Genomic DNA, 25,373 nt, shown 5'->3' with positions numbered 1-25,373 from the left:
GCCACCATGAAAAAAAGCCCGCTTGCGCGGGCTTTTTCGTACAGCGAGCTTTCCAAACGGTCGGCGCGGATTACATCGGCGTGACGCGGGTCGGACCGGCGCCGCTGATGACCTGGACACGCTGGCCCACGCTGACGGGCACGTCGGCTTCCTGGGCGACGACACGCGTTTCGCCGTTGTCCAGGCGCACCGTGATCTCCAGGCCGGAGTTCGTCTGCGCGCGGTTTTCGACGGCGTTGCCGGCCAGGGCGCCGAGGATGACGCCGCCCACCGTGGCGATCGTGCGGCCCGTGCCGCCACCGATTGCGTTACCGGCCACACCACCCAGCGCGCCGCCGGCCACCATGCCGACGCCGCTGGACTTGTCGTTCTGAATGACGATCGGACGCACGCCAGTGACCGTACCGGTGCGGACGATCTGTTCGCGCTGTGCTTGATCGTAGCTATAGACACCGCTGGAGGCGCTGCGATTGGCGCAACCGCCAAGCACGGCCATCGACGTCACCACGGCCGCGACAGCCAACCAGCGGCCAGTGCGCGGCGTCACCAGGGAAATAGACTTTATATGATTCATTTGGACTCCTCATTCGGGCACGGCCGACGGTAACTGATGATACTCCGAGCGCAACGCCCGGCAAGTGCGCCAGCAACAGACTGAAACCCTCCGCCAGAAGCTGCAAAACGGGCCGGGAAACAACGGGCTACAGCCCGTTGCCATTGCGCATGGATTGGCCTTCGACTCGTGCTGCGTGCGGCGGTTCCCGGAGTCCTTTTACGGTCAGGCGGGCAGATGGATGCCGTACGTGGCGTGCAGCACGGCGTCGATCTCGGCACGCGTGGGCGCGTGGTTTTGCGGGCCGCGCGAGGCGATCTTGATGGCGCCCATCACGTTGCCCAGACGGCAGCTGTCTTCCCAGTTCCAGCCGCTGGTCAGGCCATACAGCAGGCCGCCACGCTGTGCGTCGCCGCAGCCCGTGGGATCGACCACCTGCGAAGCGCGAACGGGTTCGATCTGGATGGTCTTGCCTTCGGTGTGCAGGGTGGCGCCCTCGGCGCCGCGCGTCACGACGACGGCCTGCAGGGAACGGGCGATGTCCGCGACGCTGCGGCCGGTGCGCTGCTCGACCACGCCGGCTTCATAGTCGTTGACCGTGAGCGCCTGGGTCAGCTTGAGCATGCGCTCCAGGTCCGCGCCGTCAAAGAGCGGCATGGCCTGGCCCAGGTCGAAGATGAAGGGGATGCCGCGCTTGTTCAGGCGCTCGGCATGGGCAAACATGCCTTCCTTCGCATCCGGCGCGACGATGGCCCAGGCGGCATCGGCGTCGCTCAGGTCGTTCTGCGCGGCAAAGGACATGGCGCCCGGGTGGAACGCGGTGATCTGGTTGTCGTCCAGGTCGGTCGTGATGAAGCACTGCGCGGTGAAGGTGTCGGGGATGACCTTGACGCGGCTGACGTCGACGCCCAGGTCCGACAGGCGCTGCATGTACTCGCCGGCGTCTTCGCCAACGGTGGCGACCGGCACGGGTTTGCCGCCCAGCAAGTTCATGTTGTAGGCGATGTTGCCCGAGCAGCCGCCGAACTCCTTGCGCATGCTGGGCACCAGGAACGACACGCTCAGCGACTGAATGCGGTCGGCAAGAATGTGTTCCTTGAAGCGTCCTTCGAACACCGCGATGGTGTCGAACGCCATCGAACCGCAGACCAGAACAGGGGTTGCCATGCTTGTCATCCTTTACGGAAAAAACTTGTCGAGTTGGTAGCCATTGACCTGAACGCCGGTCACTTCAATGGGGACGGAAATCTTCAGGGCGCCTTGCGGGCCGAACGGGCCGGCCAGCTGCTGCGGCGTGAGGTAGTCTTCGGGCATCAGCACCTTGCGCACGACCACCGTGTCCGACAGGTCATTCAGTTCCAGCACCAGCGCCGGCCAATACTGCGGCTTGTCGTAGCGGTTGTGCAGCATCACGGTCAGCACCAGGCGGGTACGGCCATCGTCGATGGCGGCGGCGCCCGTTGGCGGCTGCAGCGACGACGAGGAAATGCTGATGAGATCGCGCCGGCGCGCGTAGCCAACGGTGCAGTCCAGCGGCTTGCAGACGGCTTCCAGGACCGGGCGCAGCGCCGGCACGGAGTTGGCGATGTCGGTGCGATACGCGTACAGCAGTTGCAGCGCCAGTGCGATCAGGCCCACGAGGCAGGCGTAGCCCCACAGCTTGCGCACCAGGCCGCTGCGCTCGATGCGGTCCTGGTCCAGGAATTCGGGCGGCGCCCGGCCCACGTCCGTGGCGCTGGAGTAACGCGTGCGGGTGTCGCCCAGTACCGGCTCGTGCGCGCCGGCATCCCGGTCGTCGTCTTGATCGTATTCGTCGTCGCGCTCGAGGTCCCGCACGTCGTCGTACGCGTCGTCGTAAGTGTCGTCGTGCCGGTCGTCGCGCGGGTCATCGCGCAGATCTTCGCGCGGATCGTTGTACAGGTTGTTGCGCTCGCCGGCTGATGCGCGGCCGGCGCGCCAATCCAACGTCGGCTCGTCCGATCGGCGGGCAACGATGGGTTCCTGGCGATACGCCGGGAGCGGCTGCACGGGCGCGGCGCGAGGTGGCTCGGGCGCGCGCAGGAACGGCTCGCCGTCATCGTCGGCGTAATCGTCGTCTTCGATGTCGTCGTCGGCGGCGGCTTGCGGCTCGGTGCGCTTGCAAATGTCATCACGGCCACGCAGCACGGCGGGCGGAACCGCCGGTGCGGACGGCATCGTGGGTGCGGACCGGACCATGGGCGCGGGCGGCGCCTCGGGTTCGTCTTCCCAAGGCAGGACGATACGTGGTTCTTGGGGCGCGGGCGGCTTGGGCGGCGCGACCGGCGCGACTACTGGCGCGGGCGGCTTGGGCGGCGCGACTGCTGGCGCTCGCGCCGGGATGGCGGGCGGCGCGTAGGCGGGTTCAGGAATCGGGGCGGCGGGCGGGTGCGGCTCGGGCGCGGCCAGCACCGGCGCGGCGACGGCCGCGGCGGAAGACGGCAGCGGCGCACTGGCCGGCGCTGTCGCTACAACAGGCGCGCCCGGCGCGGATACCAGACACGCACGGCCGTCGAACACGGTGGAGCAGGCGCCGCAACGCACCAACCCATTGCGGACCCGAAGCTGGTCGGGCACCACCTTGAAAGACGTGCCGCACTGCGGGCAGCGGGTGGTCAGAGCCATGAGGCGTGCTCCTGCTGCCGCAGCTTAAGGCTTGCGGCCGTGCAGGCACACCCAGCCGTCGCGCGCACGCCAGACCGACATGGCAAGCCATGGCGCGTAAGCGGCGGCGACCTCCTCGGCCTGACGTTCTAGCACGCCCGACAGCACCAGATGGCCGCCCGCGGCGACGCGGCCGGCCAACATCGGCGCCAGCACCTTCAACGGATTGGACAGGATGTTGGCGACAACCACTTCGAACGTGCCGTCGGCCAGCGCATCGGGCAGCATGGCCTGCAGTTCAACCTTGTTGACCTCGGCGTTGAAGACCGTGCTTTGCACCGCCTGCGCGTCGATGTCGACCGCCTGCGTGGGGCCAGCGCCCAGCTTGCGCGCGGCGATGGCCAGAATGCCCGATCCGCAGCCATAGTCCAGCAAGGTCGCGCCGGCAGGCAGCTCGGCTTCCAGCCAGGCCAGGCACAGGTGCGTGGTCGGATGGCTGCCGGTGCCAAAGGCCAGACCCGGGTCCAGTTCGATATGGATGGCGCCGTCCTGGTCGGGCGCGGCCGCGGCGTCCAGGCCCGGCACGTCGGGATTGTCGCGATGCCAGCTGGGGACGATCCAGAGCCGCTCGGCAATGTGGATCGGGCCGAACTGCGATTGCGTCAGGCGCACCCAGTCGGCGTCCGGCACGTCGCGCAGGCTCCAGCCGTCAAACACCGACGCTTCGAGCTCTCCGGATTGCGCGGCTTCTTCCATGATCTGCGCGGGATCGGCTCCGTCCGGCAGCAAGGCGACGACGCGGTTGCGGTCCCAGGCCTGGACGTCGGGCTCGGTGCCGGGCTCGCCGAACAGGGGACGCTCGACGTCGGTGCCGAAGTCGGCGTCTTCGACGGAGACCGACAGCACGCCGGCTTCGAGCAACGCATCCGACAACGCTTCGGCCTGCGCCTCCGAGCAATGGAGCACGAGTTCACGCATGATTATTTCTCTTCCATCTGGTCAACGGGCCGCGGCATGCGCCGCGGCCCGATCAACCTTAAAACATCTACAAGGCAAAACGCAAAAGGGGCCGTGAGGCCCCAAAGTCGGTCAGGGACGCTGCGCCAACTTGTGTTCCAGATAATGGATGCTGGTGCCGCCTTCGATGAAGCGGGCGTCCTGCAGCATTTCGCGATGCAGCGGGATGTTGGTGGAAATGCCTTCCACCACCATTTCCGACAGCGCGATGCGCATGCGGGCCAGCGCCTGGTCACGCGTGTCGCCGTAAGTAATGACCTTGGCAATCATCGAATCGTAGTTCGGCGGCACGAAGTAGCCGTTGAACGCGTGCGAATCGATGCGAACGCCAGGACCGCCCGGCGTGTGCCAGTTCGTGATGCGGCCGGGGCTGGGCACAAAACGGAACGGATCTTCCGCGTTGATGCGGCATTCGATCGCATGGCCCTTGAACGCGATGTCGCGCTGGCGCAGCGTGAACTTTTCGCCGGCGGCGATCAGGATCTGCTGCTGCACCAGGTCGATGCCCGTGATCAGTTCGGTGACCGGGTGTTCGACCTGGATGCGGGTGTTCATTTCAATGAAATAGAACTCGCCGTTTTCATACAGGAATTCGAACGTGCCCGCGCCGCGATAGCCCATCTTGCGGCAGGCGTCGGCACAGCGATCGCCAATGCGCTCGATCAGGCGGCGGGCAATGCCGGGCGCCGGCGCTTCTTCGATCACTTTCTGGTGGCGGCGCTGCATGGAGCAGTCGCGCTCGCCCAGCCAGACCGCATTGCGGCCGCCGTCGGCCAGCACCTGGATTTCGATATGGCGCGGGTTCTCGAGGAACTTCTCCATATAGACTTCCGGGTTGTTGAACGCGGCGCCTGCCTCGGAACGCGTCATCGTGACGGCGTTGAGCAGCGCGGCCTCGGTGTACACCACGCGCATGCCGCGGCCACCGCCGCCGCCTGCGGCCTTGATGATGACCGGATAGCCGACTTCGCGCGCAGTGCGCAGGATTTCCTGCGGATCTTCGGGCAACGCGCCTTCCGAACCCGGCACCACCGGCACGCCGGCTTCGATCATGGCGCGCTTGGCGCTGACCTTGTCGCCCATCAGGCGGATCGTGTCCGGACGCGGGCCGATGAACACGAAGCCGCTCTTCTCGACGCGATCGGCGAAGTCGGCATTTTCGGACAAGAACCCGTAACCCGGGTGGATTGCCTCGGAATCCGTGACTTCGGCGGCCGAGATGATGGCCGGCATGTTCAGGTAGCTTTCACGCGACGGCGCGGGCCCGATGCACACGGATTCATCGGCAAGGCGCACGTACTTGGCTTCGCGGTCGGCCTCGGAGTGGACGACCACGGTCTTGATGCCCAGCTCGCGGCAGGCGCGCTGAATGCGCAGGGCGATTTCGCCCCGATTGGCGATCAGGATTTTTTCGAACATGTTCAGCTATCAGCCAATGACGAAGAGGGGTTGACCGTACTCGACGGGCTCACCGTTTTCGACCAGGATTTCTTTGATGACGCCGGACTTGTCGGCTTCGATTTCATTGAGCAGCTTCATGGCTTCAATGATGCACAGCGGGTCGCCTTCCTTGACGGTGGCGCCGACGTCGACGAACGGGGCGGCGCCCGGGTTCGGCGAGCGGTAGAACGTGCCGACCATCGGGGCCTTCACGACGTGGCCTTGAATGACCGGGGCAGCGGGCGCGGCCGGTGCGGCGGCGGGCGCGGCAGCAGCCACGGGCGCGGCGGGCACGCCGGCTTCGGGCTGGTGGTAGGCCACCGGCTGCAGGGTCTGCGAGAACTTGACGATTCTGACCTTGCCTTCGCCTTCGGTGATTTCCAGCTCGGCGATGCCCGATTCAGCCACCAGGTCGATCAGGGTTTTGAGTTTTCGAAGATCCATAGAAGCTGCTTCCCGAGATAGTGTCGGCGTCGCCCCAGCGTCGGGTTCGCGCCGTATAAGATGTAAAAGCGTTGAATTTGATGCGAGATCAGTGCCGCACTGCGTATCGCAGCGCGGCCTCGTAGCCGTCCGCGCCCAGGCCGCTGATCAGGCCCTGCGCCAAGTCGGACAGATAAGAGTGATGCCTGAACGGCTCTCGCTTATACAGATTGGACAAATGTACTTCAATAAATGGGATCGCGACCCCGGCCAGCGCATCGCGAATTGCGACGCTGGTGTGCGTATAGGCCGCTGCGTTGATGATGATGAAGTCCGTGCCGTCCTGCCGTGCCGCCTGAATGCGGTCAACCAGCGCACCTTCGTGATTGCTTTGCCACGCAGTCAGCGTGGCGCCCAATTCACCGGCGAGCAACTCGAGACGCTCATTGATCTGGGCCAGGGTAAGACTGCCGTAGATATGAGGTTCCCGGGTGCCAAGCAGGTTCAGGTTCGGGCCATGCAATACCAGTATGTTTTGCGCCATGCGCGTGCCAAATTGTGGATTGCCAATTGTTGGCAAAACAGCCGATAAACCAGCTTTTTACGCCAATTCCTACTATTTGTCCAACAGACTTACGCCTTCAGAGCCGCCAGCGTGCGATCCAGGTCATCGGGCTGGACTTCACCCAATATCTTCCGGTTAATGCTGCCATCTGCGTTGAAAACGATAGTAAAAGGCAAGCCCCCGCTGGGATTTCCCAATTTACGCAGGGTATCGATGGCGCCAGCGCCAATCACCCATAGCGGGTACGAAACCTGTACTTTCTCGACAAATTTTTGCATGTTGGCTGCAGTATCGACACCGAAGCCAACAAAGCGCACATTCGGGTACTTTTTTTGCAAGGCATCCAGCGCCGGCATTTCCTTGACGCACGGCGCGCACCACGTGGCCCAGAAATTGACCACCATGGGCTGCCCCTTCCAGCCGTCCAGCGAATGCGAAGCGCCGGCCAGATCGGGCAGCTTCATCTGCTTCAAGGCGGCCACCGGATCGCCGGCGTCGGCTGACGCCGCGGCGTCCTGGGACTTGCGTCCCATCAGCGTGTAGCCGCCCGCGACAGTCGCGGCCACGGCCACGGCGGCGGAAAGAAGTAGGCGTCGATTCATGGCGCGATGATAACCGTTGCGGCCGTTTTACGCCGCACCGGCGCGGCGCCGGCTTGTCGCGGCGCTATATATACAATGCAGGGCAGGAGATTTATCAATGCACCTGCACATTCTTGGCATCTGCGGCACCTTCATGGGCGGGCTGGCGCTGATCGCGCGCGCCGCCGGCCACAAAGTCACGGGTTGCGACGCGGGCGTGTACCCGCCGATGAGCACCCAGCTTTCCGAACAGGGGATCGAACTGATCGAGGGCTTCGGCGCGGAACAATTGGCGCTCAAGCCGGACCTGTACGTCATCGGCAACGTGGTCAGCCGCGGCAATCCGCTGATGGAAGCCATTCTGGAATCCGGGGCGCGCTACGTGTCGGGTCCGCAATGGCTGGGCGACAACATTCTGCCGGGCGCACATGTGCTGGCCGTCGCCGGCACGCATGGCAAGACCACCACCAGTTCGATGCTGGCCTGGGTGCTGGAAGCCGCGGGCCTGGCGCCCAACTTCCTGATCGGCGGCGTGGCGCAGGACCTGCACGTTTCCGCCCGCTACGATCCGGCGCGCCGCCCCTTCGTGATCGAAGCCGACGAATACGACACGGCATTCTTCGACAAGCGGTCCAAGTTCGTCCACTACCGACCCCGGACCGCCATCCTGAACAACCTGGAATACGATCACGCCGACATCTTCCCCGATCTGGCTGCCATCGAAACCCAGTTCCACCACCTGGTGCGCACGATCCCCGGGTCGGGCCGCATCGTCCGGCCGACGCACTCGGACGCCCTGGACCGCGTGATTGCGCGAGGATGCTGGTCCGATACCGTCACGTTCGGGGCCGACGGCCATTGGCAGGCCTCGCCGCCCGACGCGGACGGCGCCTTTGAAGTCACCCGCGCTGGCGAGCGAGCCGGCACGGTGCGCTGGTCGCTGACCGGCGAACATAACCGCATGAACGCGCTGGCCGCCCTGGCCGCCGCCGAGCACGTCGGCGTGCCGGCCGAACAGAGCATCGACGCCCTCACCCGCTTCGGTGGCGTCAAGCGCCGCATGGAACTGCGCGGGACGGTCAACGGCATCAAGGTCTATGACGACTTTGCCCATCACCCCACCGCCATCGCCACCACCCTCGAAGGTTTGCGCCGCCAGATTGGCGCCGCGCGCATCCTGGCCGTGCTGGAGCCGCGTTCCAACACCATGAAGCTGGGCACCATGGCCGCCCGTCTGCCCGAGGCCCTGGCAGACGCCGATCTGGTGTTCTGCTTTGGCGCCAACGAGGGCAAGCATGCGCTGGGCTGGAACCCGGACGAGGTGCTCGCGCCCCTGGGCGGCCGGGCTTCCAGTTACGATGACATCGGCGCGCTCGTGGCCGCGGTCGCCGGCGCCGCCCGCCCGGGCGACCAGGTGCTGGTCATGAGCAATGGCGGCTTTGGCGGCATTCATGGCAAGCTGCTGGACGCGCTGCAGGCGCGCGGCTGATTCCGCCGCCGGCCGATCGCGCGGGCCCAGCCGGAGCTGGCAGGCCCGCCCGACCGGCTCCAAGGCCGACTACGGGCGGCCTCCCGCAACGCAGACGGAAACAGCAAGCAATGATTCTCTATCTACACGGTTTCCGGTCGTCGCCTGATTCCTTCAAGGCGCGCATGATGGCGGGCGCCATGGCCGAGCGCGGCCTGAACGAGGCCTGGGCCTGCCCGCAACTGCCCGCCAGCCCGCGGGAAGCGATCGACCAGGCCATGGGCATGGCGCGCGACCGGCTGGCGAATGCCGACTCGCCGCGCGAACTGACCGTCATCGGCTCGTCGCTGGGCGGTTTTTACGCCACCTGGATCGCCGAACAGCTGGGCTGCAAGGCCGTGCTGCTGAACCCCGCCGTCAACGCCGCGCGCGACCTTGCCACCCAGGTCGGCGAGCACCACATGTATCATTCCGGCGCGCCGTTCGTTTTTTTGCCCGAGTATGTGGCTGAACTGGCCGCCATCCATGCGCCGCGCATCACGCAGCCCGACCGGTATTTTCTGGTCGCCGCAACGGGCGACGAAGTGCTGGACTGGCGCGAAATGCGCGACCGGTACGCAGGCTGCCGCCAGCGTATCGTGCAAGGCAGCGACCACGGCCTGTCCGATTTCGCGGACTGGATGCCGGAAGTGCTTGAGTTCGCCCTAGGCGGCAAGCCGGTACGCCCTTGATAATCAATATCGACTTTCAACACCCCTAAAGCTGCGCAAGGCGGCGCAAGGCCGCCGCCCAGGACGATCCTCACCATGTATGTGTTTTACGAAGACGACGGCAGCTTCAAGGCCGGCCATATCCTGTCCGAGACCGACGCCAGCCTGCAGGTGGAGTCGGAATCGGGCAAGCGCAGCAAAATCAAGCGCGCCAACACCCTGTTCAACTTCGCCTCGCCGGACCCGGCGACCCTGATGAGCCAGGCGGCCGCCACGGCCGAGACGCTGGACCTGCAATTCCTGTGGGAATGCGCGCCGCAGGAAGAATTCGACTCGCCCGCCCTGGCAGCCGATTACTTCGGCCACGCCCCCACGCCCGTCGAACAGGCCGCGCTGCTGATGCGCCTGCACGGCGCGCCTGCTTACTTCCATCGCCGCGGCAAGGGCCGCTACCGCCCTGCCCCGCCCGACATCCTGGCCGCCGCGCTGGCCGCGCTGGAAAAGAAGCAGCGTCAGGCCGAGCAGCAGCAGGAATGGGTCGACGAAATGGCCGCCGGCCGTCTGCCCGAGCCGATCGCGCAGGCCGCCGAATCGCTGCTGATCCGCCCGGACAAGAACTCGCAGCAATGGAAGGCGCTGGACGCCGCATGCGCCAAGCTGGGCAAGACCCCGGACCGCCTGCTGCTCGAACTGGGCGCCTGGCCGCACGCGCTCGCGCTGCACAAGCGCCGCTTCCTGGCCGTCAACTTCCCGCGCGGATTGGCCTTCCCCGACGTTGAACTGCCCCCCATCGACCGCGAACTGCCGCTGGCCGATGCCGAGATCTACTCCGTGGACGACGTCACCACCACGGAAATCGACGATGCGCTGTCGGTCTCGACCCTGCCGGACGGACGCGTGCGCGTCGGCATCCACGTCGCCGCGCCGGGCCTGTCCGTCACCCGCGACAGCGAACTGGACAAGCTGGCCCGCGCCCGCCTGTCCACCGTCTACATGCCCGGCGACAAGATCCCGATGCAGCCGGACAGCGTCATCCAGGCGTTCTCCCTGGACGCCGGCCGCGAAGTGCCCGCGTTGTCGCTGTACGTCATCGCCAATTCCGAAACCGGCGAAGTCATCGAATCGGAAACCAGCCTGGAACGCATCGTCGTGCGCGAGAACCTTCGCCACAACATGCTGGACACCCAGGTCACCGAGGCAAGCCTCGCGGATCCGGCAGCCGATCTGCCCTACGGGCACTGGCTGCGTCCGCTCTGGAAGCTGGCCCAGGCCCTGTCGGCGCAACGTGAAAATGTGCGCGGCAAGCCGGAAAACAACTCCCGGGTCGAATACAGCTTCTATCTGGACGGCAACCCCGACGATCCCGACACGCCCGTGCGCCTGGTCCCGCGCCAGCGCAACGCGCCGCTGGACCGCATGGTGGCCGAGTACATGATCCTGGCCAACAACCTGTGGGGCGGCCTGCTGAACCAGCACGGCGTGCCCGGCATCTACCGCTCGCAACAAGCGGGCCGCGTGCGCATGAGCACGCAGGCGCTGCCGCACGAAGCCATCGGCGTCCCGCAATACGCGTGGAGCACGTCGCCGCTGCGCCGCTATGTCGACCTGGTCAACCAGTGGCAGCTGATCGCCGCGGTGGAACACGGCGTCTCCGCCCGCCTGATCGCCCCCTTCAAGCCGCGCGACGCGGACCTGTTCGCCATCATCGGCGCCTTCGACGCGCAATACGCCGCCTGGGCGGAGTTCCAGAGCGCGATGGAACGCTACTGGTGCCTGCGCTGGCTGAAACAGAACGGCGTGACGCGGACGGTGGCGCATGTGCTGCGCGAGGATCTCGTGCGGTTTGCGAATGCGCCGCTGGTGACTCGGGTGGGTGGGATGCCGGAGTTTGAGCGGGGGACGGCTGTTGAAGTGGATATTCTGGGGATGGATGAGTTGTCTCTGGAGTTGGATTGTCGGTTTGTGGGTGAAGTTAAAGGGGAATCTGCGTAGGTCGCGGTTGGTTTTCGTCGGTCGCGTAACGTCTTCGTAGGCCGCAGTCTTCGTAGGTCGCCCGACGCCGCGGTCACCGTGGGCACGATCGCCCACGATTGCGGTCCGGAGCCTTCGCTCCGGACTGCCCCGTCGTCATCTTCGTCCGCCTTCGGCTCCCTTCAGATTCCCTCGGGCGCATCGACGGCGCTCGCACCCACGGTGCCCGCGACGCCGTGCTGCCAGGATCTTTGGTTTGCGCGCTACAAGACCTGTGTTCAGGGAAGGGAATTTGCGGGGCCGCCGAATTGCTGCCGCCCGGGCGGCGGCAATCGGCATCGGGGCGGTGGGACGTCGCGAGGGGGTGCGCTTCGCGCTGGCGGTGATTGGTTTGCTAATGGTCCGCCTCACGTTGGGGGTGGGCGGTGATGGGCGGCGCGGCGACGGGTCGCTACAGCTTGCCGATCTGTTCGCGCCGCCCTTCAAGCTTGAAGACTGTCTATACGGGTGTCAGACACCTGGTGAAATGCACACACCTACGCGCGAAGCGTCATCACCACGCCGCAAGACGCCGCGTAAGTCTCCGGAGGCCGCCCGCGCGGCCGAACGGGGACGGGCACCGCAAGACGACCACCCCGCCGGCCGTCAGATTTCTATTGCTCGAGTCCGGTGCGGTGGCGGCCCGGGGTGCGCGGGGCGTCGATAAGCCCGAGGGAATCTGAAGGGAGCCGAAGGCGGACGAAGATGACGAAGGGGAAGTCCGGAGCGAAGGCTCCGGACCGCAATCGTGGCCCCGCGCGCCCCGGGTCGCCGCCGTGCCGGACGCCTCAAGAACGCCAAAGACCCACCCAAGCAAACGCCCCTCCCAATCAGCCGGTAACCTGAAGAGCACCACCAACACCCCCGCATTTCAACGCCCCCCGTTAAACTTCCGATAAAAAAGCACAACGGAGGAGAAGAACCATGCGCATTCTGCTGGTCGAGGACAATCTCGATCTTGGCGATGCCGTTGAGAGCAAGCTGCGTTCGGCGGGTCATAGTGTGCAGTGGGTGCGTGATGGCGTGCAGGCGTTGCGTTGGGGGTTGGATGAGACCTGGGACGCACTCGTGCTGGATATCAATTTGCCCGGCAAGGATGGATTCACGCTTATCCGAGAGTTGCGGGCGGCGGGTCTTGAGGCGCCTGTGCTCGTCATGACCGCGCGCGCCGAGATCGAAGACAAGATCGACATGCTGGATCTGGGCGCTGATGACTACCTGGTCAAACCGTTCGATCTGCGCGAACTGGAGGCACGGCTGCGCGCCTTGTTGCGGCGGCCTGCGGGGCAGACCACCAGTGTGGCGCATTACGGCAATCTCAGTCTGGATCTGGCGAATCGGCATGTCGAACTGGCCGGCACGCCCCTGGAGCTGGGGCGGCGGGAATTCCGGTTGCTTGAGATCCTGGTCGGCAAGCTGGGCCAGACCGTTGCCAAGGAACGCCTCATGAACCAGATCTTCGACCTGGACGACGGCTCGCTCAATGCGCTTGAGCTGCTTATCTCGCGGCTTCGCAAAAAGCTTGCAGGTGCGTCCGTGGATATCGTCACCGTGCGGGGCGTCGGGTATCAGGCCCGCAGCCATGAACATCCCTGAAAGCTTTTCCATCCGGCAGCGCGTCTTCACGTTGGGCGCCGTGCTTCTCGCCTGCGCGCTCATCGGGCTCGTGTTCTTTTTGCGCGGTTATGCCCAGCGCGCCGCCGAGCAGGCGTTTGACCGGCTGCTCGCGGCCTCGGCGCTGACCATTGCCGGGTCCGTCCAGATCGAAGACAACGAAGTCACCGTCGAGCCGCCCGTGTCCTCGCTGGCCATGCTGTCCGGCGGCGAACGTGTGTTCTATGAAGCGCGCACTTCAAACGGCAGGCTCATCACCGGGTACGGCGACCTTGCGCCCGGCCTGCCCCTCGCGCAGTCGGCCACGCCCGTTTTCACCTATCTCAGCTATCACGACGAACCCATTCGGGTCGCGACCGTTGGCCGCCTGGTCTCGGCCAGCCAGCATGCCGGCTGGGTCACCTTGCGTGTCGCCGAGACGCTGGGCTCGCGCGAGGCGCTGGCCGGCGAAATTCTTGGCCGCAGCGTGCTGCCGCTGGTCGTCGTGTCCCTGGTCGCGCTGGGCCTGTTGTGGTTTGGCGTGCAGCGCGCCTTCGCGCCGCTTGCCGTCGTCGAGCGCGAACTGCGGCGGCGAGCGCCGGATGACCTGGAGCCGCTCGTCAAACCCGTCCCGCGCGAAGTGCGGCGGTTGATCGAAGCGCTCAACGGCTTCATGCAGCGGTTGTCTGGCGCCATGGACACGCTTAACACCCTGGTCGCCGACGCCGCGCATCAGGTCCGCACGCCCCTTGCCTCGCTGCGCGCGCAAGCCGAGGTAGCGCTGGACGAGACCGATCCGCAGCGCTTGCACGCCCGGCTCGAGCGCATTCATCTGAACGCCACCCACGCCAGCCAGCTCATCAACCAGCTGCTCATGGACGCCACCATCACCCACCGGCTCGGCAAGGGCGCCCGCGCGTTGGTCGGCGTGGCTGAAACCGTCAACGAAACGCGCCGCCGCATTGGCCCGTTGGAGGCGCAGCGGCTGCGCATCGCCATTGCGCCCGAAGTGCGCCGCGCGCGCATCGCCGGCGATCGCATCGCGCTGCGCGAAATGCTGCGCAACCTGGTCGACAATGCCCTGCGCTACGCGCCGGACGGGCCGGTTGAGATCCAGGCCACGCCCGTTGCCGGCTATCGCGTCGCGCTCACTGTCTCGGACCGCGGCCCCGGCGTGGCCGACGACGAAAAGGAATCCGTGCAGCAACGTTTCTCGCGCGGCCGCGCCGGGGAAACGCTGCCCGGATCCGGACTGGGACTGGCGATCGTGCGGTCCGTCGCTGTCGCCCACGGCGGGTCGCTGTGGCTGCTGGACCGGCCCGGCGGCGGCCTGACGGCCCGCGTCGTCCTGCCGCTGGCGCGCGCCGGGGCGAACCGCACGCTGATGGCAGCCGCCGCCGCGGTCTGCGCCGCCTGCCTGCTGCTGGCCGCGCCGTCCGCCGACGTACGGGCCGCGGGCGTCGAGGTGACCGGCGCGGCTGCTCCGCCCGCCGCACCGCAGGTTGCCGGCATCCCCGAGATCATCACCCGCTATCCCGCGCCCCAACCGTCCTCCCGCGTCCTCACCATCGCCGGCCCCACGGACACGCCCGTAGTCGCCCCGCTGATCCAGGGGTTCCAGTCGCATCGCCCCGACGTCAGCGTCGTGTACCGCGAAATGGGCAGCCGCGAACTCTACGAAGCCGCCATCGAAGGGCGATTGAAGGATGTGGACGTCCTCATGAGTTCCGCGTCGGACCTGCAGATCCGGCTTGCCAACGATGGCTACGCGCTGAGCTATGCCTCGCCCTACGCCGCGCGGCTTCCGTCGTGGGCCATATGGCGGCACGAGGTCTACGGCTTCACGTTCGAGCCCGCCGTCTTCGTCTACAACCCCAAGCGTTTCGCGGAAGCTGAAGTGCCGCGCTCGCGCCAGGACCTGCTGCGCCTGCTGGAGCAGGATCCGTTGCGCCTGCGCGGTCGCATCGGCACCTACGACATTGCCGCCAGCAGCCTGGGCTATCTGCTGGCCGAACAGGATGAGCTTGTCTCGTCCAACTTCTGGGGGCTGGCCAACGCCATGGGCCAGGCCGGCGTGCGGCTGGCGGCCACCAGCGCCGAGATCCTGGACGCCATCGAGCGCGACGAACTCGACATCGGCTACAACATCCTTGGCTCTTACGCGCTGTCGCGCCAGGCTGCGGGCCGGCCCATCGGCGTGGTGTTTCCGCAGGACTACGTGCTGGTGCTGGCGCGCTCGGTCCTCATCGCGCGCACCGCCCCCAACCCCGACCTCGGCCGCGCGCTGGTCGACTGGCTGCTGTCGCCCGCCGGCCAGCAGGTGGCATCCAGCCATGCCGCGCTGGGATCCATCATGGAAGACACGCCGGGACGGTGGACCTCGGAAGCCGTGCTGGCGCGGTCGCAGGGCATCGTGCAGCCCGTGGTGCTGAGCCCCGCGCTGCTCGTCGGCCTGGACCAGCGCCGCCATTCCCGGTTCGTGCAGAACTGGATCCGGCTCGTCACCGACACGCCGCAGCGTCCGTAACCCGGCGCGCAGGCGTGGCCCAGGGATTTCCCCTAGCCACCGCGTGCCGCCATGACAGGACGACGACAGACGCGCACTCCTAAGATGGCTGCACGCGGGCCCCAGAGCCCGCATCAAGCCAAATCCAATCGGAGACAACACCCATGCTTGCCAAGTCCAAACTGGCGGCCGCCTGCGCCGCCGCATTCGCCATCGCCTCGGGCAGCGCCTTCGCGCAGGCTGTGCCGGCGGGCTATCCGGCCGACTACCAGAAGGTCCTGGACGGCGCCAAGAAGGAAGGCAAGGTCGTCATCTATTCGACCACCGACACCAAGGCCGCCGGCCCCATCATCAAGGGCTTCGAAGCGATGTATCCGGGCGTCAAGGTCGAATACAACGACATGAACAGCACCGAGCTCTACAACCGCTACATCAGCGAACAGGCGGCGGGCGGCGGCAGCGGCGACATCGTCTGGAGCTCGTCGATGGACTCGGCCCTGAAGCTGGCCACCGACTACGCGCTGAAGTACAAATCGCCCGAGGCCGGCAAGCTGCCGTCGTGGGCCGTATGGAAGGATTCCGCCTACGGCACGACCTACGAGCCGGCCGTCTTCATCTACAACAAGCGGCTCATTCCCGCCAATGAAGTGCCCACCACGCACGGCGCGCTGGCCAAGCTGATCGCCAGCCAGCCCGACAAGTTCAAGAACAAAGTCACCACCTACGACATCGAGAAGTCCGCGGTCGGCTTCATGCTGGCGGTGCAGGACAAGGCCAACGATCCCAAGTATTTCGAGACCCTCAAGGACATCGCCAAGGGCGGCCTGGTCGTGCAGTCGTCCACCGGCACCATGATGGAACGCGTGTCCTCGGGCGAAAACCTGATCGGCTACAACATCCTGGGTTCCTACGCGGAGACGCGCGCCAAGAACGATCCGTCGCTGGGCGTGGCCTACCCCACCGACTACGCGCTGGTGCTGTCGCGCGTGGCGTTCATCAGCAAGAAGGCGAAGAACCGCAACGCCGCCAAGCTGTGGATGGACTACCTGCTGTCGCAGAAGGGCCAGGAAATCATGGCCAACCAGGCCGACCTGGCGTCCGTGCGCGACGACATCGAAGGCGACAACGACGTAGACGGCATGACCAAGAAGCTGGGCGCCTCGCTCAAGCCGATTCCGGTCGACGAAACGCTGCTGGACTACCTGGAGCAGAACAAGCGCCTGGAATTCATCAAGCAATGGCGGGCCGCAGCGGGCAAGTGATGCCCGGGCTCTGGGCGGCCTCGCGGCCCGGAGCCGCCGCAAACGCAGCGGACGGCGCGCCGTCCGCCTGACCCTGCCCCGGGGCCATCGCCCCCGGCGGCGCGGCCACCGCGTCCTTCAAGACCACAGGATTTCCCATGCAGTCATTGCGCAGAAAATGGCAGTCCCTGCCACGCGGCGTGGTGGTGCTGATCACGGCGCTCGCCATCTACGTGCCGCTGTCGTTCATCATCATCCAGAGTTTTCTCTCGGCGCCCTTCTTTGCCCCGTCCAAGACCTGGAGTCTGGACGCCTTCCGCTTCATCTTCGCGGATCCCGATTTCTACAAGGCGCTACGCAGCGGCTTCATCCTCGCGTTCGGGCTGGCCGCCATCGCCATCCCGCTGGGCGGCATGCTGGCGTTCCTGATGATCCGCACCGACCTGCCGGGCCGCCGCTGGATCGAGCCGCTGATCCTGGTGCCGGTGTTCGTGTCGCCCATGGTGCTGGGCTTCGGCTACGTGGTCGCGGCCGGCCCCGTCGGCTTTTTCTCGACCTGGACGCAGAACATCCTGGGCTTCGTGCCCTGGAACGTCTACTCGCTGACCAGCATCGTCATCATCGCCGGCCTGACGCACGTGCCGCACGCCTACCTGTACATCTCGTCGGCGCTGCGCAGCATGGGGTCCGACGTGGAAGAGGCCGCGCGGGTGACCGGCGCCTCGCCGCTGCGGGTGATGGTGTCCGTCAGCCTGCCCATGGTGCGGCCGGCCATGCTGTACGCCACCGTGCTGCTCTTTTTCCTGGGCCTGGAAGTGTTCGGCCTGGTGCTGGTGCTGGGTGATCCGGAAGGCAACCTGGTGCTGGCCACCTACCTGTACAAGCTCACCAACAAGCTGGGCATCCCGTCCTATCACCTGATGGCCGCGGTGGCCGTGGTGCTGATCTGCATGACGATCCCGCTGGTGATGCTGCAACGCCGCCTGATGCGCACCGCCAACCGCTTCGTCACCGTCAAGGGCAAGGCCTCGCGCGCGCGGCCGCTGCCGCTGGGCAAGTGGCGCTGGGTCGCGGGCGGGGTCGTGGCGTTCTGGCTGTTCGTCACCATCATCGTGCCGCTGACGGGCGTGCTGCTGCGCGCGTTCGTGTCCAACTGGGGCCTGGGCGTGTCGCTCTTTGACGTGCTGTCGCTGGACGCCTTCCGTACCGTGTTCTCGCAGCCCAACCTGATGCGCGCCATCGTCAACTCGGTCGCCATCGGCGTCTTCGGCGGCGCGCTTGCGGTCATGTGCTACATGTTCGTGGGCCTGGCCATGCACCGCAAGCCGGACAACGTCACGCGCTTCATGGACTACAGCGTGCTGGTGCCGCGCGCCGTGCCGGGCCTGCTGGCCGGCCTGGCGTTCTTGTGGGTGTTCCTGTTCGTGCCGATGTGGCTGGACAACGCGCTGGACGTGGACGAAGGCGGCTGGCTGTCGGCCCTGCCCTTCGCCGAATGGCTGCGCGAGAACTTCGTCGAATGGCTGCGCGCCCTGCGCAGCACCATCTTCAGCGTGTGGCTTGCGTACACCGTCGTGTGGATGGCCTATGGCTTGCGGCTCATCTCGTCGACCCTGCTGCAGGTGGGGCCCGAGTTGGAAGAGGCCGCCCGCAGCGCCGGCGCGCGCCGCGGCCAGGTCACCCGCCACGTCACGGTGCCGCTGGCCAAGTACGGCCTGATCGGCTCGTGGTTGCTGATGTTTCTGATCTTCGAGCGCGAATACTCCACCGGCGTCTACCTGCTGTCGCCCGGCACCGAGACCATCGGCTCCATGCTGGTGTCGCTGTGGGCCTCGGGCGCCATCGACATCGTGGCCGCGCTTTCCTTCATCAATATCGTTCTGGTCGTGATCGGCCTGGGCATCGCCCTGCGATTCGGAGTCAAACTTCATGATTGAGCTTTCTGTAGAAGACCTGCACCTGGACTACGGCGACAACCCGGTGCTCAAGGGCGTGTCGATGCAGCTGCGCCAGGGCGAAGTGGTGTCCCTGCTGGGGCCCTCGGGCAGCGGCAAGACCACGTTGCTGCGCGCCGTGGCCGGCCTGGAAGGCCCCAAGCGCGGCCGCATCACCATCGGCAACCGCGTCGTGTACGACGGCGCGGCCCGCCAGGAAATCCCGGCCGAAGAGCGCAACCTGGGACTGGTGTTCCAGTCGTATGCGCTGTGGCCGCACAAGACCGTGTTCGAGAACGTTGCCTATCCACTCAAGCTGCGCAAGACGCCGGGCACCGAGGTGCGCGAGCGCGTGCAGGCCGTGCTGGACCAGCTGGGCCTGGGCAAGCTTGGCCAGCGCCACCCGCACGCGCTATCCGGCGGCCAGCAGCAACGCGTGGCCATCGGCCGGGCGCTGGTGTACAGCCCGCCCGTCATCCTGCTGGATGAACCCCTGTCCAACCTGGACGCCAAGCTGCGCGAGGAAGCGCGCGCCTTCCTGCGCGAACTCATCATCCGCCTGGGCCTGTCCGCACTGATGGTGACGCATGACCAGAGCGAAGCCATGGCGATCTCCGACCGCATCCTGCTGCTGAACAACGGCAAGATCGAGCAGCAGGGCACGCCGCAGGAAATGTACGGCGCACCGTCCACCCTGTTCACGGCCGAATTCATGGGCAGCAACAACCGGCTGGACGGCAAGGTCACCGAGCTGCGCGACGGGCAAGCCCGCATCGAAGGCCCCGGCTGGTCGCTGTGGGGCAAGGCCGGCGCGGACGTCGCGGCGGGCCAGGATGCCACCGCGGTCATCCGGGTCGAGCAGGTGCGCCTGGCCGACGACCCGGACGGCAACCACGTCGACATGCCGCTGCTGACCAGCATGTACCTGGGCGACCGCTGGGAATACCTGTTCCGCACGCCGGACGCCGATCCGGCCCGCAGCCTCGCCCTGCGCGCCTACGGTCCGGAAGGCCGCGAGCCCGGCCCCTGCCGGCTTGCGCTGCCCGCCAGCAAGGTCTGGATCTTTCCCCGGCCGACCGCCTGATCCGGTCTAGACCGTCCGTCCGAGGGCTGTTACAGCCGTCGGACGGAGCGCACCGCGCCGCTGGACTCGACTTACAATGCGCTGGTGCAACACGCAGATTCCCCCTCGATGCTGAGCCGTTACCTGTGGTGGCTGGGCCAACCCGCCCAGCACTACCTGCGTATCGGCATCGCGATATCGCTGTTGGTGCACGCCGGCGCGCTGGCGTGGCGGTTCAGCGCGCCCGCGCAGACGCGGCCGCCCGTGACCAGCCTGGAAGTCGTGCTGCTGAACGCCCGCAGCGAAACCCCGCCTGAAACCCCGCGCACCGTGGCGCAGAACCAGATGACCGGCGGCGGCAACGCCGACCGCGGCGTGTCCACCACCCCGCTCCCCCAGACCGGAAGTTCGGCCGAGACCATCGTGCTGGAAGCCATGCGCCAGCGCCAGGTCCAGCTCGAAGCTGAACAGGCCCGGCTGATGACCCAGTTGCAGTCGCCGCACAACGCCGGCCCCGAGCGCCAGGCGGTCAATCCGTGGCCCGATGGCGCCGATGTCGGCCAGGACGCCCAGGACCAGGCCAGCGTCATCCAGAACGCCCAGGTGGCGGCGCTGGCGGCGCGGGTCCAGCAATACAGCGCCGAACCGCGCAAACAGTTCATCGCGCCCTCCGCCGACGCGTCCCGCTACGCCGCGTATCTGGATGCCTGGCGCACGCGCATCGAGACGGTCGGCACCCAGCATTACCCCGACGAAGCCCGCGGCCGCATCTACGGATCGCTGCGCATCACGGTGTCGGTCCGCGCCGATGGCAGCATCGCCGAGGTCGAGATCGACCAGCCTTCGCCGCATGCGGTCCTGAACCAGGCGGCGCGCCGCATCGTCCAGCTGGCCGCGCCCTTCCCTCCCTTCCCGCCCGATATCGCCCGCGATACGGACGTGCTGGTCATCACCCGCACCTGGCATTTCGTCAACGACACTCTGGAAACACAGGCCCCATGACCGAGGCGATTCCTCAAGCCCGCTACGCCGTCATCGGCAATCCCATCGCGCATAGCCGCTCGCCTCAGATCCACGCCATGTTTTCGCAGCAGACCGGCAAGCCGTTGCGCTACGAGCGCCTGCTTGCCCCGGTGGATGGCTTTGCCGGCGCGGTCGCCGAATTCGTGGCGGATGGCGGGCTGGGCCTGAATGTCACCGTGCCGTTCAAGCTTGAGGCCTATGCCCTCGCGGCGGACCACCTGTCGGCCCGCGCGCGGCTGGCAGGCGCCGTCAACACCCTGTCGTGGCGCGATGGCGTCTGGCACGGCTGCAACACCGACGGCGTGGGCCTGGTCAACGACCTGCTGCGCCTGGGCGTGCGCCTGGCGGGCGCCAACGTGCTGCTGGTCGGCGCCGGCGGCGCGGCGCGCGGCGTCCTGCAGCCGCTGGCCGAGGCCGGCTGCGCCCGCATCCACATCGTGAACCGCACGGCCGCCCGCGCCGAGGAACTGGCCGCGGCCTGGCGCGCCAGCGGCGTGTCGCCGCAGACCCAAGTCACCGCCGGCGCCCTGGCGAGCGCCGCCCTGCCCGGCGGCTGGAATCTTGTCATCAACGCCACCGCCAGCGGGCTGCAGAACGCCGCCCCCGACCTGCCGCCGGGACTGTACGCCGACGGCGCCGCCGCCTACGACATGATGTACGGCGCGCAGCCCACCGCCTTCATGCAGCAGGCCAAGGCCGACGGCGCCGCGCTGACCGCCGACGGGCTGGGCATGCTGGTCGGCCAGGCGGCCGAGAGCTTTTTCATCTGGCACGGCGTGCGCCCGGATGCGGCGCCCGTCCTGACGGCGCTGCGCGAGGCGCTGGCCGCCGGTAGCTGAACGGCATGGCGACCCGAACTGGCCGCAGCGGCGGCCGAAACTGGTTCCGTATCACCACCGGCTTGCTCATGGCGCTGGTGTGCGCCGTCCTGCTGTACCAATTCTGGCTGTTCGCCCAGGTGGTCTGGTACAACTACCGCGACCCGGGCAGCAGCGCAATGATGCGCGAAGAGCTGTCGCGTCTGCGCAAGGAAGACCCGGGGATCGAGCTCAAGCACGAATGGGTGCCCTACGACAAGATCAACCGTTCGCTCAAGCGCGCGGTGATCGCGTCCGAGGACGCGAATTTCACGGACCACGACGGGATCGAATGGGACGCCATCCGCAAGGCCTGGCAATACAACCAGAAACAGGAAGAGGCCGGGCGCTCCAAGCGGCGCGGCGGCTCCACCATCACCCAGCAGCTGGCCAAGAACCTGTTTCTGTCCGGCTCGCGAAGTTACCTGCGCAAGGGCCAGGAACTGGTCCTTGCCTACATGATCGAACACGTCATGAGCAAGGAACGTATCCTTGAGCTCTACCTGAACGTCGCCGAGTGGGGCGTGGGCGTATTCGGCGCCCAGGCCGCCGCCAAGCATTATTTCAATACCACCGCCGCCAACCTGGGCAACGCCCAGTCCGCCCGGCTGGCGGCCATGCTGCCCAATCCGCGCTTCTACGACAGCCATCGCAAGTCCAATTACCTGAACTCCCGCGTCGGCATCCTGACGCGCCGGATGCAGCTGGTCGACATCCCCTGAAAGGGGAATGGGACGATTCGATCCTCCCGGCCGTCTTCGGGCTGCGGGATTTGTTAAGCTTTCACGTTTACGCGCTCCACTCCTTTTTCCTCCATGCGTACTGCACGTCGCTACCTGGCCCGCGAGGTCTATCGCTCTTGCGCAGTGGTCCTTCTGGCCCTGCTGGGCCTCTTCACGTTCTTCGCTTTGGTGGACGACCTGGACAACGTGGGCGACAAGTTCTCCATGATGGCCCTGCTGTACATGCAGGCGCTGGCGATCCCCACCCGTCTCTATGATCTTCTGCCCATCGGGCTCCTGATCGGCGCCATCCTGGCGCTGGCGGGCCTGGCCCAGCGCAACGAACTCGTCATCCTGCGGGTCTCCGGCGTCAGCGGCATGCGGCTTCTGCGTATGCTCTGGATCGTCACCATCCCGCTGATGATCGGCGCGGGCCTGCTGTCCGAATACGTGACGCCCTGGGCCGAGGTCAAGACCGGCGAGGCCAACCTGATGTTCCGCGGCAAGGCCGGCGGCGATCGCTTGAAGAGCGGCTACTGGTTCAAAGAGCCCACCGCCAACGGCGGCACCCGCATCATCAACATCGCCGAACTGAAGGGCGACGGCCAGGTGGCGGGCGTCACGCTCTACGAATTCAAGAAAGACCTGACGCTGACGGCGCTGTCCACCGCCCCCACGGGCACGTTCACGCGGGGCGACCTGGTGCTCAAGGACGTCTCCGAGACGCGCCTGGACGCCGAGGCCGCCGAGGCGCTGGCCAACGCCCGGCCGCCCAAGAATCCGCCCGCCACCGTCGTCAAGCTGCCCGAACGCTCCATCGACACCACCCTCAGCGCCGAACGCCTGCTGGCCCGCGTGCTGACGCCCGAACGCATGTCGATCGTCACGCTGCTCGACTACGTGGAATACCTGCGGGACAACCAGCTTCAATACGGCCGCCAGGTCGTCGCCCTGTGGCGCAAACTGGCCTACCCCTTCACCCTGATCGTGATGATCACCATCGCTGCCCCCATCGGCCTCATGCAGACCCGCCGCGGCGGCGTCGGCGCCAAGGTGTTCGTGGGCATCCTGCTAGGCGTGGCCTTCTTCATGCTGAACCAGCTTGCGCTGAACGTGGGTATGCTGGGCAAGTGGCCGCCCTGGCTGACCGCCCTGGGCCCGAACCTGGGCGCCATGGCGCTGGCGCTGGGCGCCATGAGCTACATGGAATACCGCCACACCATTACCCGTCTCGTCCAGCAACGTTGGCCTTGGAGCAAGAGTCCCGCATGAACGGCAGTATCTGGATGATCGGCGACGTGCAGGGCTGCTGCTCGCCGCTGGATCGCTTGCTGTCCCACCCCGAACTCGTCGGCGACCCCAAGTCGCGCTTCTGGTTCGCTGGCGACCTGGTCAACCGTGGCCCGCAGTCGCTCGAAACCTTGCGCCGCATCATCGACCTGGGCGACCGCGCCACGGTGGTCCTGGGCAACCACGACCTGCACCTCTTGGCCGCGGCCGCGGGCGTACGCAAGCCGTCCAAGTCCGACACGCTGGAATCCATCCTGCGCGCGCCGGACGCCACGGACCTGCTCAACTGGCTGCGCTCCCGCCCGTTGGCGCACTTCGAACAGAACCACCTGCTGGTCCACGCAGGCACGCTGGCTAAGTGGGACGTCGCCAAGACGCTGGCCCTGGCCGGCGAAGTCCAGGACGCGCTGCGCGGCCCCAACTGGCAGAAGGCGCTTCAAAAGATGTACGGCAACGAGCCGGCCACCTGGAAGGAAGACCACAAGGGCGGCAAACGGTTGCGGGTGATCATCAACGCGCTGACGCGGATCCGCCTGTGCACGCCCAACGGACACATGGAGTTCGCAACGAAGGTGACGCCGGGGGCTTGGCCGCCCGGGTTGGTGCCTTGGTTCGATGTGCCTAACCGGGCGACCCGTAACGTGACGACGGTGTTCGGGCATTGGTCGACGCTGGGGTTGTTGCAGCGGCCGGATGTGATCTGCCTGGACACCGGATGCGTGTGGGGCGGGTCGTTGACGGCTTTGCGATTGCAGGATCGGAAGGTCGTGCAGGTTAAGTGTTCTCAGTTTCAGGATCCGATGGCGGAGTGAGGGCTGGCGGGTGTTTTGGCGGGGTTCTTTCGTTCTTCTGTTCTTCTTAGGCCGTTCTCGGGTGGGTCTTCGTAGGTCGCCAGACGGCGTCTGATCTTCGTGGGTCGCGTAACGTCTTCGTAGGTCGCGTCCGGTCTTCGTAGGTCGCGTCCGGTCTTCGTAGGTCGCGTCCGGTCTTCGTAGGTCGCGTCCGGTCTTCGTAGGTCGCCCGACGCCGCGGTCACCGTGGGTTCGTCCGCCTTCGGCTCCCTTCAGATTCCCTCGGGCGCATCGACGGCGCTCGCACCCACGGTGACCGCGACGCCGTGCTGCCAGGGTCTTTGGTTTGCGCGCTACAAGACCTGTGGACAGGGCAGGAGATCTGCAGGGCCGCCGAATTGCTGCCGCCCGGGCGGCGGCAATCGGCATCGGGTCGGTGGGACGTCGTGAGGGGGTGCGCTTCGCGCTGGCGGTGATTGGTTTGCTAATGGCCGCCGTCACGATGGGGGGTGGGCGGTGATGGGCGGCGCGGCGACGGGTTGCCACAGCTTGCCGATCTGTTCGCGCCGCCCATCGGGCACTTGAGTTCAAGTGACGATTAGCGGCGACTGGTGACGTTATCGCGCGGGTGCTGATCTCTCTCGCAAAGGTGTCTGACACCCCTGAAACGCTCCTTCACGCTTGAAGACCATCTATACGGGTGTCAGACACCTGGTGAAACGCACGCACCTACGCGCGAAGCGTCATCGCAAAGGTGTCTGACACCCCTGAAACGCTCTTTTAAGCTTGAAGGCCGTCTATACGGGTGTCAGACACCTTGTATCTTGGCCACTGTAGTGATTAGCTATCGCTACACGCGGACCGATGAGCGTGTTCAGACACCTAGAGCCTGGACTTTGTGGTTCAGATTACGCCTCGGTTCCGCACCTCTGAGCCGGCTGGACACTGGACGGTAGCCTAGGGC

Annotated in this window: 21 protein-coding genes; 13 read left to right on the top strand and 8 right to left on the bottom strand. The window is 66.4% G+C overall.

Features of this window, described 5'->3' with window-relative positions; all coding sequences use genetic code 11:
- Positions 1-70: 70 nt before the first annotated feature.
- The 8 genes from ASD87_RS25815 to ASD87_RS25780 all read right to left on the bottom strand — a co-directional run bounded on the left by ASD87_RS25815 (position 71) and on the right by ASD87_RS25780 (position 7,222).
- The gene (locus tag ASD87_RS25815; protein WP_056327811.1) at positions 71-574 is read right to left on the bottom strand and encodes a glycine zipper 2TM domain-containing protein; all 504 of its coding nucleotides are present in this window, start codon (positions 572-574) and stop codon (positions 71-73) included.
- A gap of 204 nt (positions 575-778) precedes the next feature.
- On the bottom strand, positions 779-1,720 hold the full coding sequence (locus ASD87_RS25810) for a carbohydrate kinase family protein (RefSeq protein WP_056327810.1): 942 nt from the start codon (positions 1,718-1,720) through the stop codon (positions 779-781).
- 12 nt (positions 1,721-1,732) lie between these two features.
- A complete protein-coding gene (locus ASD87_RS25805; protein WP_056327809.1) occupies positions 1,733-3,196 on the bottom strand; it encodes a DUF3426 domain-containing protein in 1,464 nt (487 codons plus the stop codon).
- A gap of 24 nt (positions 3,197-3,220) precedes the next feature.
- The gene (gene prmA / locus ASD87_RS25800) at positions 3,221-4,153 is read right to left on the bottom strand and encodes a 50S ribosomal protein L11 methyltransferase (protein WP_056327808.1); all 933 of its coding nucleotides are present in this window, start codon (positions 4,151-4,153) and stop codon (positions 3,221-3,223) included.
- A 111-nt stretch (positions 4,154-4,264) separates the two neighbouring features.
- Complete coding sequence (gene accC / locus ASD87_RS25795; RefSeq protein WP_056327807.1) at positions 4,265-5,611, bottom strand: acetyl-CoA carboxylase biotin carboxylase subunit; 1,347 nt, start codon at positions 5,609-5,611, stop codon at positions 4,265-4,267.
- Between the two features lie 9 nt (positions 5,612-5,620).
- Positions 5,621-6,076 (bottom strand): acetyl-CoA carboxylase biotin carboxyl carrier protein, encoded by a 456-nt coding sequence (gene accB / locus ASD87_RS25790; RefSeq protein WP_056327806.1) that lies wholly within the window; start codon positions 6,074-6,076, stop codon positions 5,621-5,623.
- An 88-nt stretch (positions 6,077-6,164) separates the two neighbouring features.
- Positions 6,165-6,599, bottom strand: coding sequence for a type II 3-dehydroquinate dehydratase (gene aroQ, locus ASD87_RS25785; RefSeq protein ID WP_056327805.1), 435 nt, complete (start codon positions 6,597-6,599; stop codon positions 6,165-6,167).
- 89 nt (positions 6,600-6,688) lie between these two features.
- The gene (locus tag ASD87_RS25780; protein ID WP_056327804.1) at positions 6,689-7,222 is read right to left on the bottom strand and encodes a TlpA disulfide reductase family protein; all 534 of its coding nucleotides are present in this window, start codon (positions 7,220-7,222) and stop codon (positions 6,689-6,691) included.
- Between the two features lie 97 nt (positions 7,223-7,319).
- Here ASD87_RS25780 and mpl point away from each other — a divergent pair, with 97 nt between their 5' ends.
- The 13 genes from mpl (at position 7,320) to ASD87_RS25715 (ending at position 24,430) form a co-directional block, all read left to right on the top strand.
- The gene (gene mpl, locus ASD87_RS25775) at positions 7,320-8,690 is read left to right on the top strand and encodes a UDP-N-acetylmuramate:L-alanyl-gamma-D-glutamyl-meso-diaminopimelate ligase (RefSeq protein ID WP_056327803.1); all 1,371 of its coding nucleotides are present in this window, start codon (positions 7,320-7,322) and stop codon (positions 8,688-8,690) included.
- 110 nt (positions 8,691-8,800) lie between these two features.
- The gene (locus ASD87_RS25770; protein ID WP_056327802.1) at positions 8,801-9,400 is read left to right on the top strand and encodes a YqiA/YcfP family alpha/beta fold hydrolase; all 600 of its coding nucleotides are present in this window, start codon (positions 8,801-8,803) and stop codon (positions 9,398-9,400) included.
- Positions 9,401-9,475: 75 nt separating this feature from the next.
- Positions 9,476-11,371, top strand: a complete 1,896-nt coding sequence (locus ASD87_RS25765; RefSeq protein WP_056327801.1) for a ribonuclease catalytic domain-containing protein — start codon at positions 9,476-9,478, stop codon at positions 11,369-11,371.
- A 942-nt stretch (positions 11,372-12,313) separates the two neighbouring features.
- Positions 12,314-12,985, top strand: a complete 672-nt coding sequence (locus ASD87_RS25760) for a response regulator transcription factor (RefSeq protein WP_056327800.1) — start codon at positions 12,314-12,316, stop codon at positions 12,983-12,985.
- The gene (locus ASD87_RS25755) at positions 12,972-15,509 is read left to right on the top strand and encodes an extracellular solute-binding protein (protein WP_056327799.1); all 2,538 of its coding nucleotides are present in this window, start codon (positions 12,972-12,974) and stop codon (positions 15,507-15,509) included. The genes ASD87_RS25760 and ASD87_RS25755 overlap by 14 nt, the downstream gene beginning before the upstream one ends.
- Before the next feature lie 143 nt (positions 15,510-15,652).
- Positions 15,653-16,750, top strand: coding sequence for an ABC transporter substrate-binding protein (locus tag ASD87_RS25750; protein ID WP_056327798.1), 1,098 nt, complete (start codon positions 15,653-15,655; stop codon positions 16,748-16,750).
- A gap of 137 nt (positions 16,751-16,887) precedes the next feature.
- Positions 16,888-18,666 carry an iron ABC transporter permease gene (locus ASD87_RS25745; protein WP_056327797.1) on the top strand — a complete coding sequence of 593 codons (1,779 nt, stop codon included), beginning with the start codon at positions 16,888-16,890 and terminating at the stop codon, positions 18,664-18,666.
- The gene (locus ASD87_RS25740; protein WP_056327796.1) at positions 18,659-19,747 is read left to right on the top strand and encodes an ABC transporter ATP-binding protein; all 1,089 of its coding nucleotides are present in this window, start codon (positions 18,659-18,661) and stop codon (positions 19,745-19,747) included. Before ASD87_RS25745 ends, ASD87_RS25740 begins: the two co-directional genes overlap by 8 nt.
- 108 nt (positions 19,748-19,855) lie before the next feature.
- Positions 19,856-20,728: a TonB family protein gene (locus ASD87_RS25735; RefSeq protein WP_056327795.1), complete on the top strand. Its 873-nt coding sequence runs from the start codon at positions 19,856-19,858 to the stop codon at positions 20,726-20,728.
- Positions 20,725-21,588, top strand: a complete 864-nt coding sequence (aroE, locus tag ASD87_RS25730; protein WP_056327794.1) for a shikimate dehydrogenase — start codon at positions 20,725-20,727, stop codon at positions 21,586-21,588. The genes ASD87_RS25735 and aroE overlap by 4 nt, the downstream gene beginning before the upstream one ends.
- Before the next feature lie 5 nt (positions 21,589-21,593).
- Positions 21,594-22,328, top strand: coding sequence for a monofunctional biosynthetic peptidoglycan transglycosylase (gene mtgA / locus ASD87_RS25725; RefSeq protein WP_056327793.1), 735 nt, complete (start codon positions 21,594-21,596; stop codon positions 22,326-22,328).
- A gap of 93 nt (positions 22,329-22,421) precedes the next feature.
- Positions 22,422-23,600, top strand: coding sequence for an LPS export ABC transporter permease LptG (gene lptG / locus ASD87_RS25720; RefSeq protein WP_056327792.1), 1,179 nt, complete (start codon positions 22,422-22,424; stop codon positions 23,598-23,600).
- Positions 23,597-24,430, top strand: a complete 834-nt coding sequence (locus ASD87_RS25715) for a symmetrical bis(5'-nucleosyl)-tetraphosphatase (RefSeq protein ID WP_056327791.1) — start codon at positions 23,597-23,599, stop codon at positions 24,428-24,430. Before lptG ends, ASD87_RS25715 begins: the two co-directional genes overlap by 4 nt.
- Positions 24,431-25,373 lie beyond the last annotated feature (943 nt).

The organism is Achromobacter sp. Root170 (assembly GCF_001428165.1).
GTDB lineage: Bacteria > Pseudomonadota > Gammaproteobacteria > Burkholderiales > Burkholderiaceae_B > Achromobacter > Achromobacter mucicolens.
This window is presented reverse-complemented; position numbering and strand designations above follow the sequence as displayed.

Bases quoted from the DNA above. Each gene is read 5' to 3' on its own strand.
- ASD87_RS25815 (WP_056327811.1), bottom strand. From the start codon at position 574: ATGAATCATATAAAGTCTATTTCCCTGGTGACGCCGCGCACTGGCCGC.
- ASD87_RS25810 (WP_056327810.1), bottom strand. From the start codon at position 1,720: ATGGCAACCCCTGTTCTGGTCTGCGGTTCGATGGCGTTCGACACCATC.
- ASD87_RS25805 (WP_056327809.1), bottom strand. From the start codon at position 3,196: ATGGCTCTGACCACCCGCTGCCCGCAGTGCGGCACGTCTTTCAAGGTG.
- prmA (WP_056327808.1), bottom strand. From the start codon at position 4,153: ATGCGTGAACTCGTGCTCCATTGCTCGGAGGCGCAGGCCGAAGCGTTG.
- accC (WP_056327807.1), bottom strand. From the start codon at position 5,611: ATGTTCGAAAAAATCCTGATCGCCAATCGGGGCGAAATCGCCCTGCGC.
- accB (WP_056327806.1), bottom strand. From the start codon at position 6,076: ATGGATCTTCGAAAACTCAAAACCCTGATCGACCTGGTGGCTGAATCG.
- aroQ (WP_056327805.1), bottom strand. From the start codon at position 6,599: ATGGCGCAAAACATACTGGTATTGCATGGCCCGAACCTGAACCTGCTT.
- ASD87_RS25780 (WP_056327804.1), bottom strand. From the start codon at position 7,222: ATGAATCGACGCCTACTTCTTTCCGCCGCCGTGGCCGTGGCCGCGACT.
- mpl (WP_056327803.1), top strand. From the start codon at position 7,320: ATGCACCTGCACATTCTTGGCATCTGCGGCACCTTCATGGGCGGGCTG.
- ASD87_RS25770 (WP_056327802.1), top strand. From the start codon at position 8,801: ATGATTCTCTATCTACACGGTTTCCGGTCGTCGCCTGATTCCTTCAAG.
- ASD87_RS25765 (WP_056327801.1), top strand. From the start codon at position 9,476: ATGTATGTGTTTTACGAAGACGACGGCAGCTTCAAGGCCGGCCATATC.
- ASD87_RS25760 (WP_056327800.1), top strand. From the start codon at position 12,314: ATGCGCATTCTGCTGGTCGAGGACAATCTCGATCTTGGCGATGCCGTT.
- ASD87_RS25755 (WP_056327799.1), top strand. From the start codon at position 12,972: ATGAACATCCCTGAAAGCTTTTCCATCCGGCAGCGCGTCTTCACGTTG.
- ASD87_RS25750 (WP_056327798.1), top strand. From the start codon at position 15,653: ATGCTTGCCAAGTCCAAACTGGCGGCCGCCTGCGCCGCCGCATTCGCC.
- ASD87_RS25745 (WP_056327797.1), top strand. From the start codon at position 16,888: ATGCAGTCATTGCGCAGAAAATGGCAGTCCCTGCCACGCGGCGTGGTG.
- ASD87_RS25740 (WP_056327796.1), top strand. From the start codon at position 18,659: ATGATTGAGCTTTCTGTAGAAGACCTGCACCTGGACTACGGCGACAAC.
- ASD87_RS25735 (WP_056327795.1), top strand. From the start codon at position 19,856: ATGCTGAGCCGTTACCTGTGGTGGCTGGGCCAACCCGCCCAGCACTAC.
- aroE (WP_056327794.1), top strand. From the start codon at position 20,725: ATGACCGAGGCGATTCCTCAAGCCCGCTACGCCGTCATCGGCAATCCC.
- mtgA (WP_056327793.1), top strand. From the start codon at position 21,594: ATGGCGACCCGAACTGGCCGCAGCGGCGGCCGAAACTGGTTCCGTATC.
- lptG (WP_056327792.1), top strand. From the start codon at position 22,422: ATGCGTACTGCACGTCGCTACCTGGCCCGCGAGGTCTATCGCTCTTGC.
- ASD87_RS25715 (WP_056327791.1), top strand. From the start codon at position 23,597: ATGAACGGCAGTATCTGGATGATCGGCGACGTGCAGGGCTGCTGCTCG.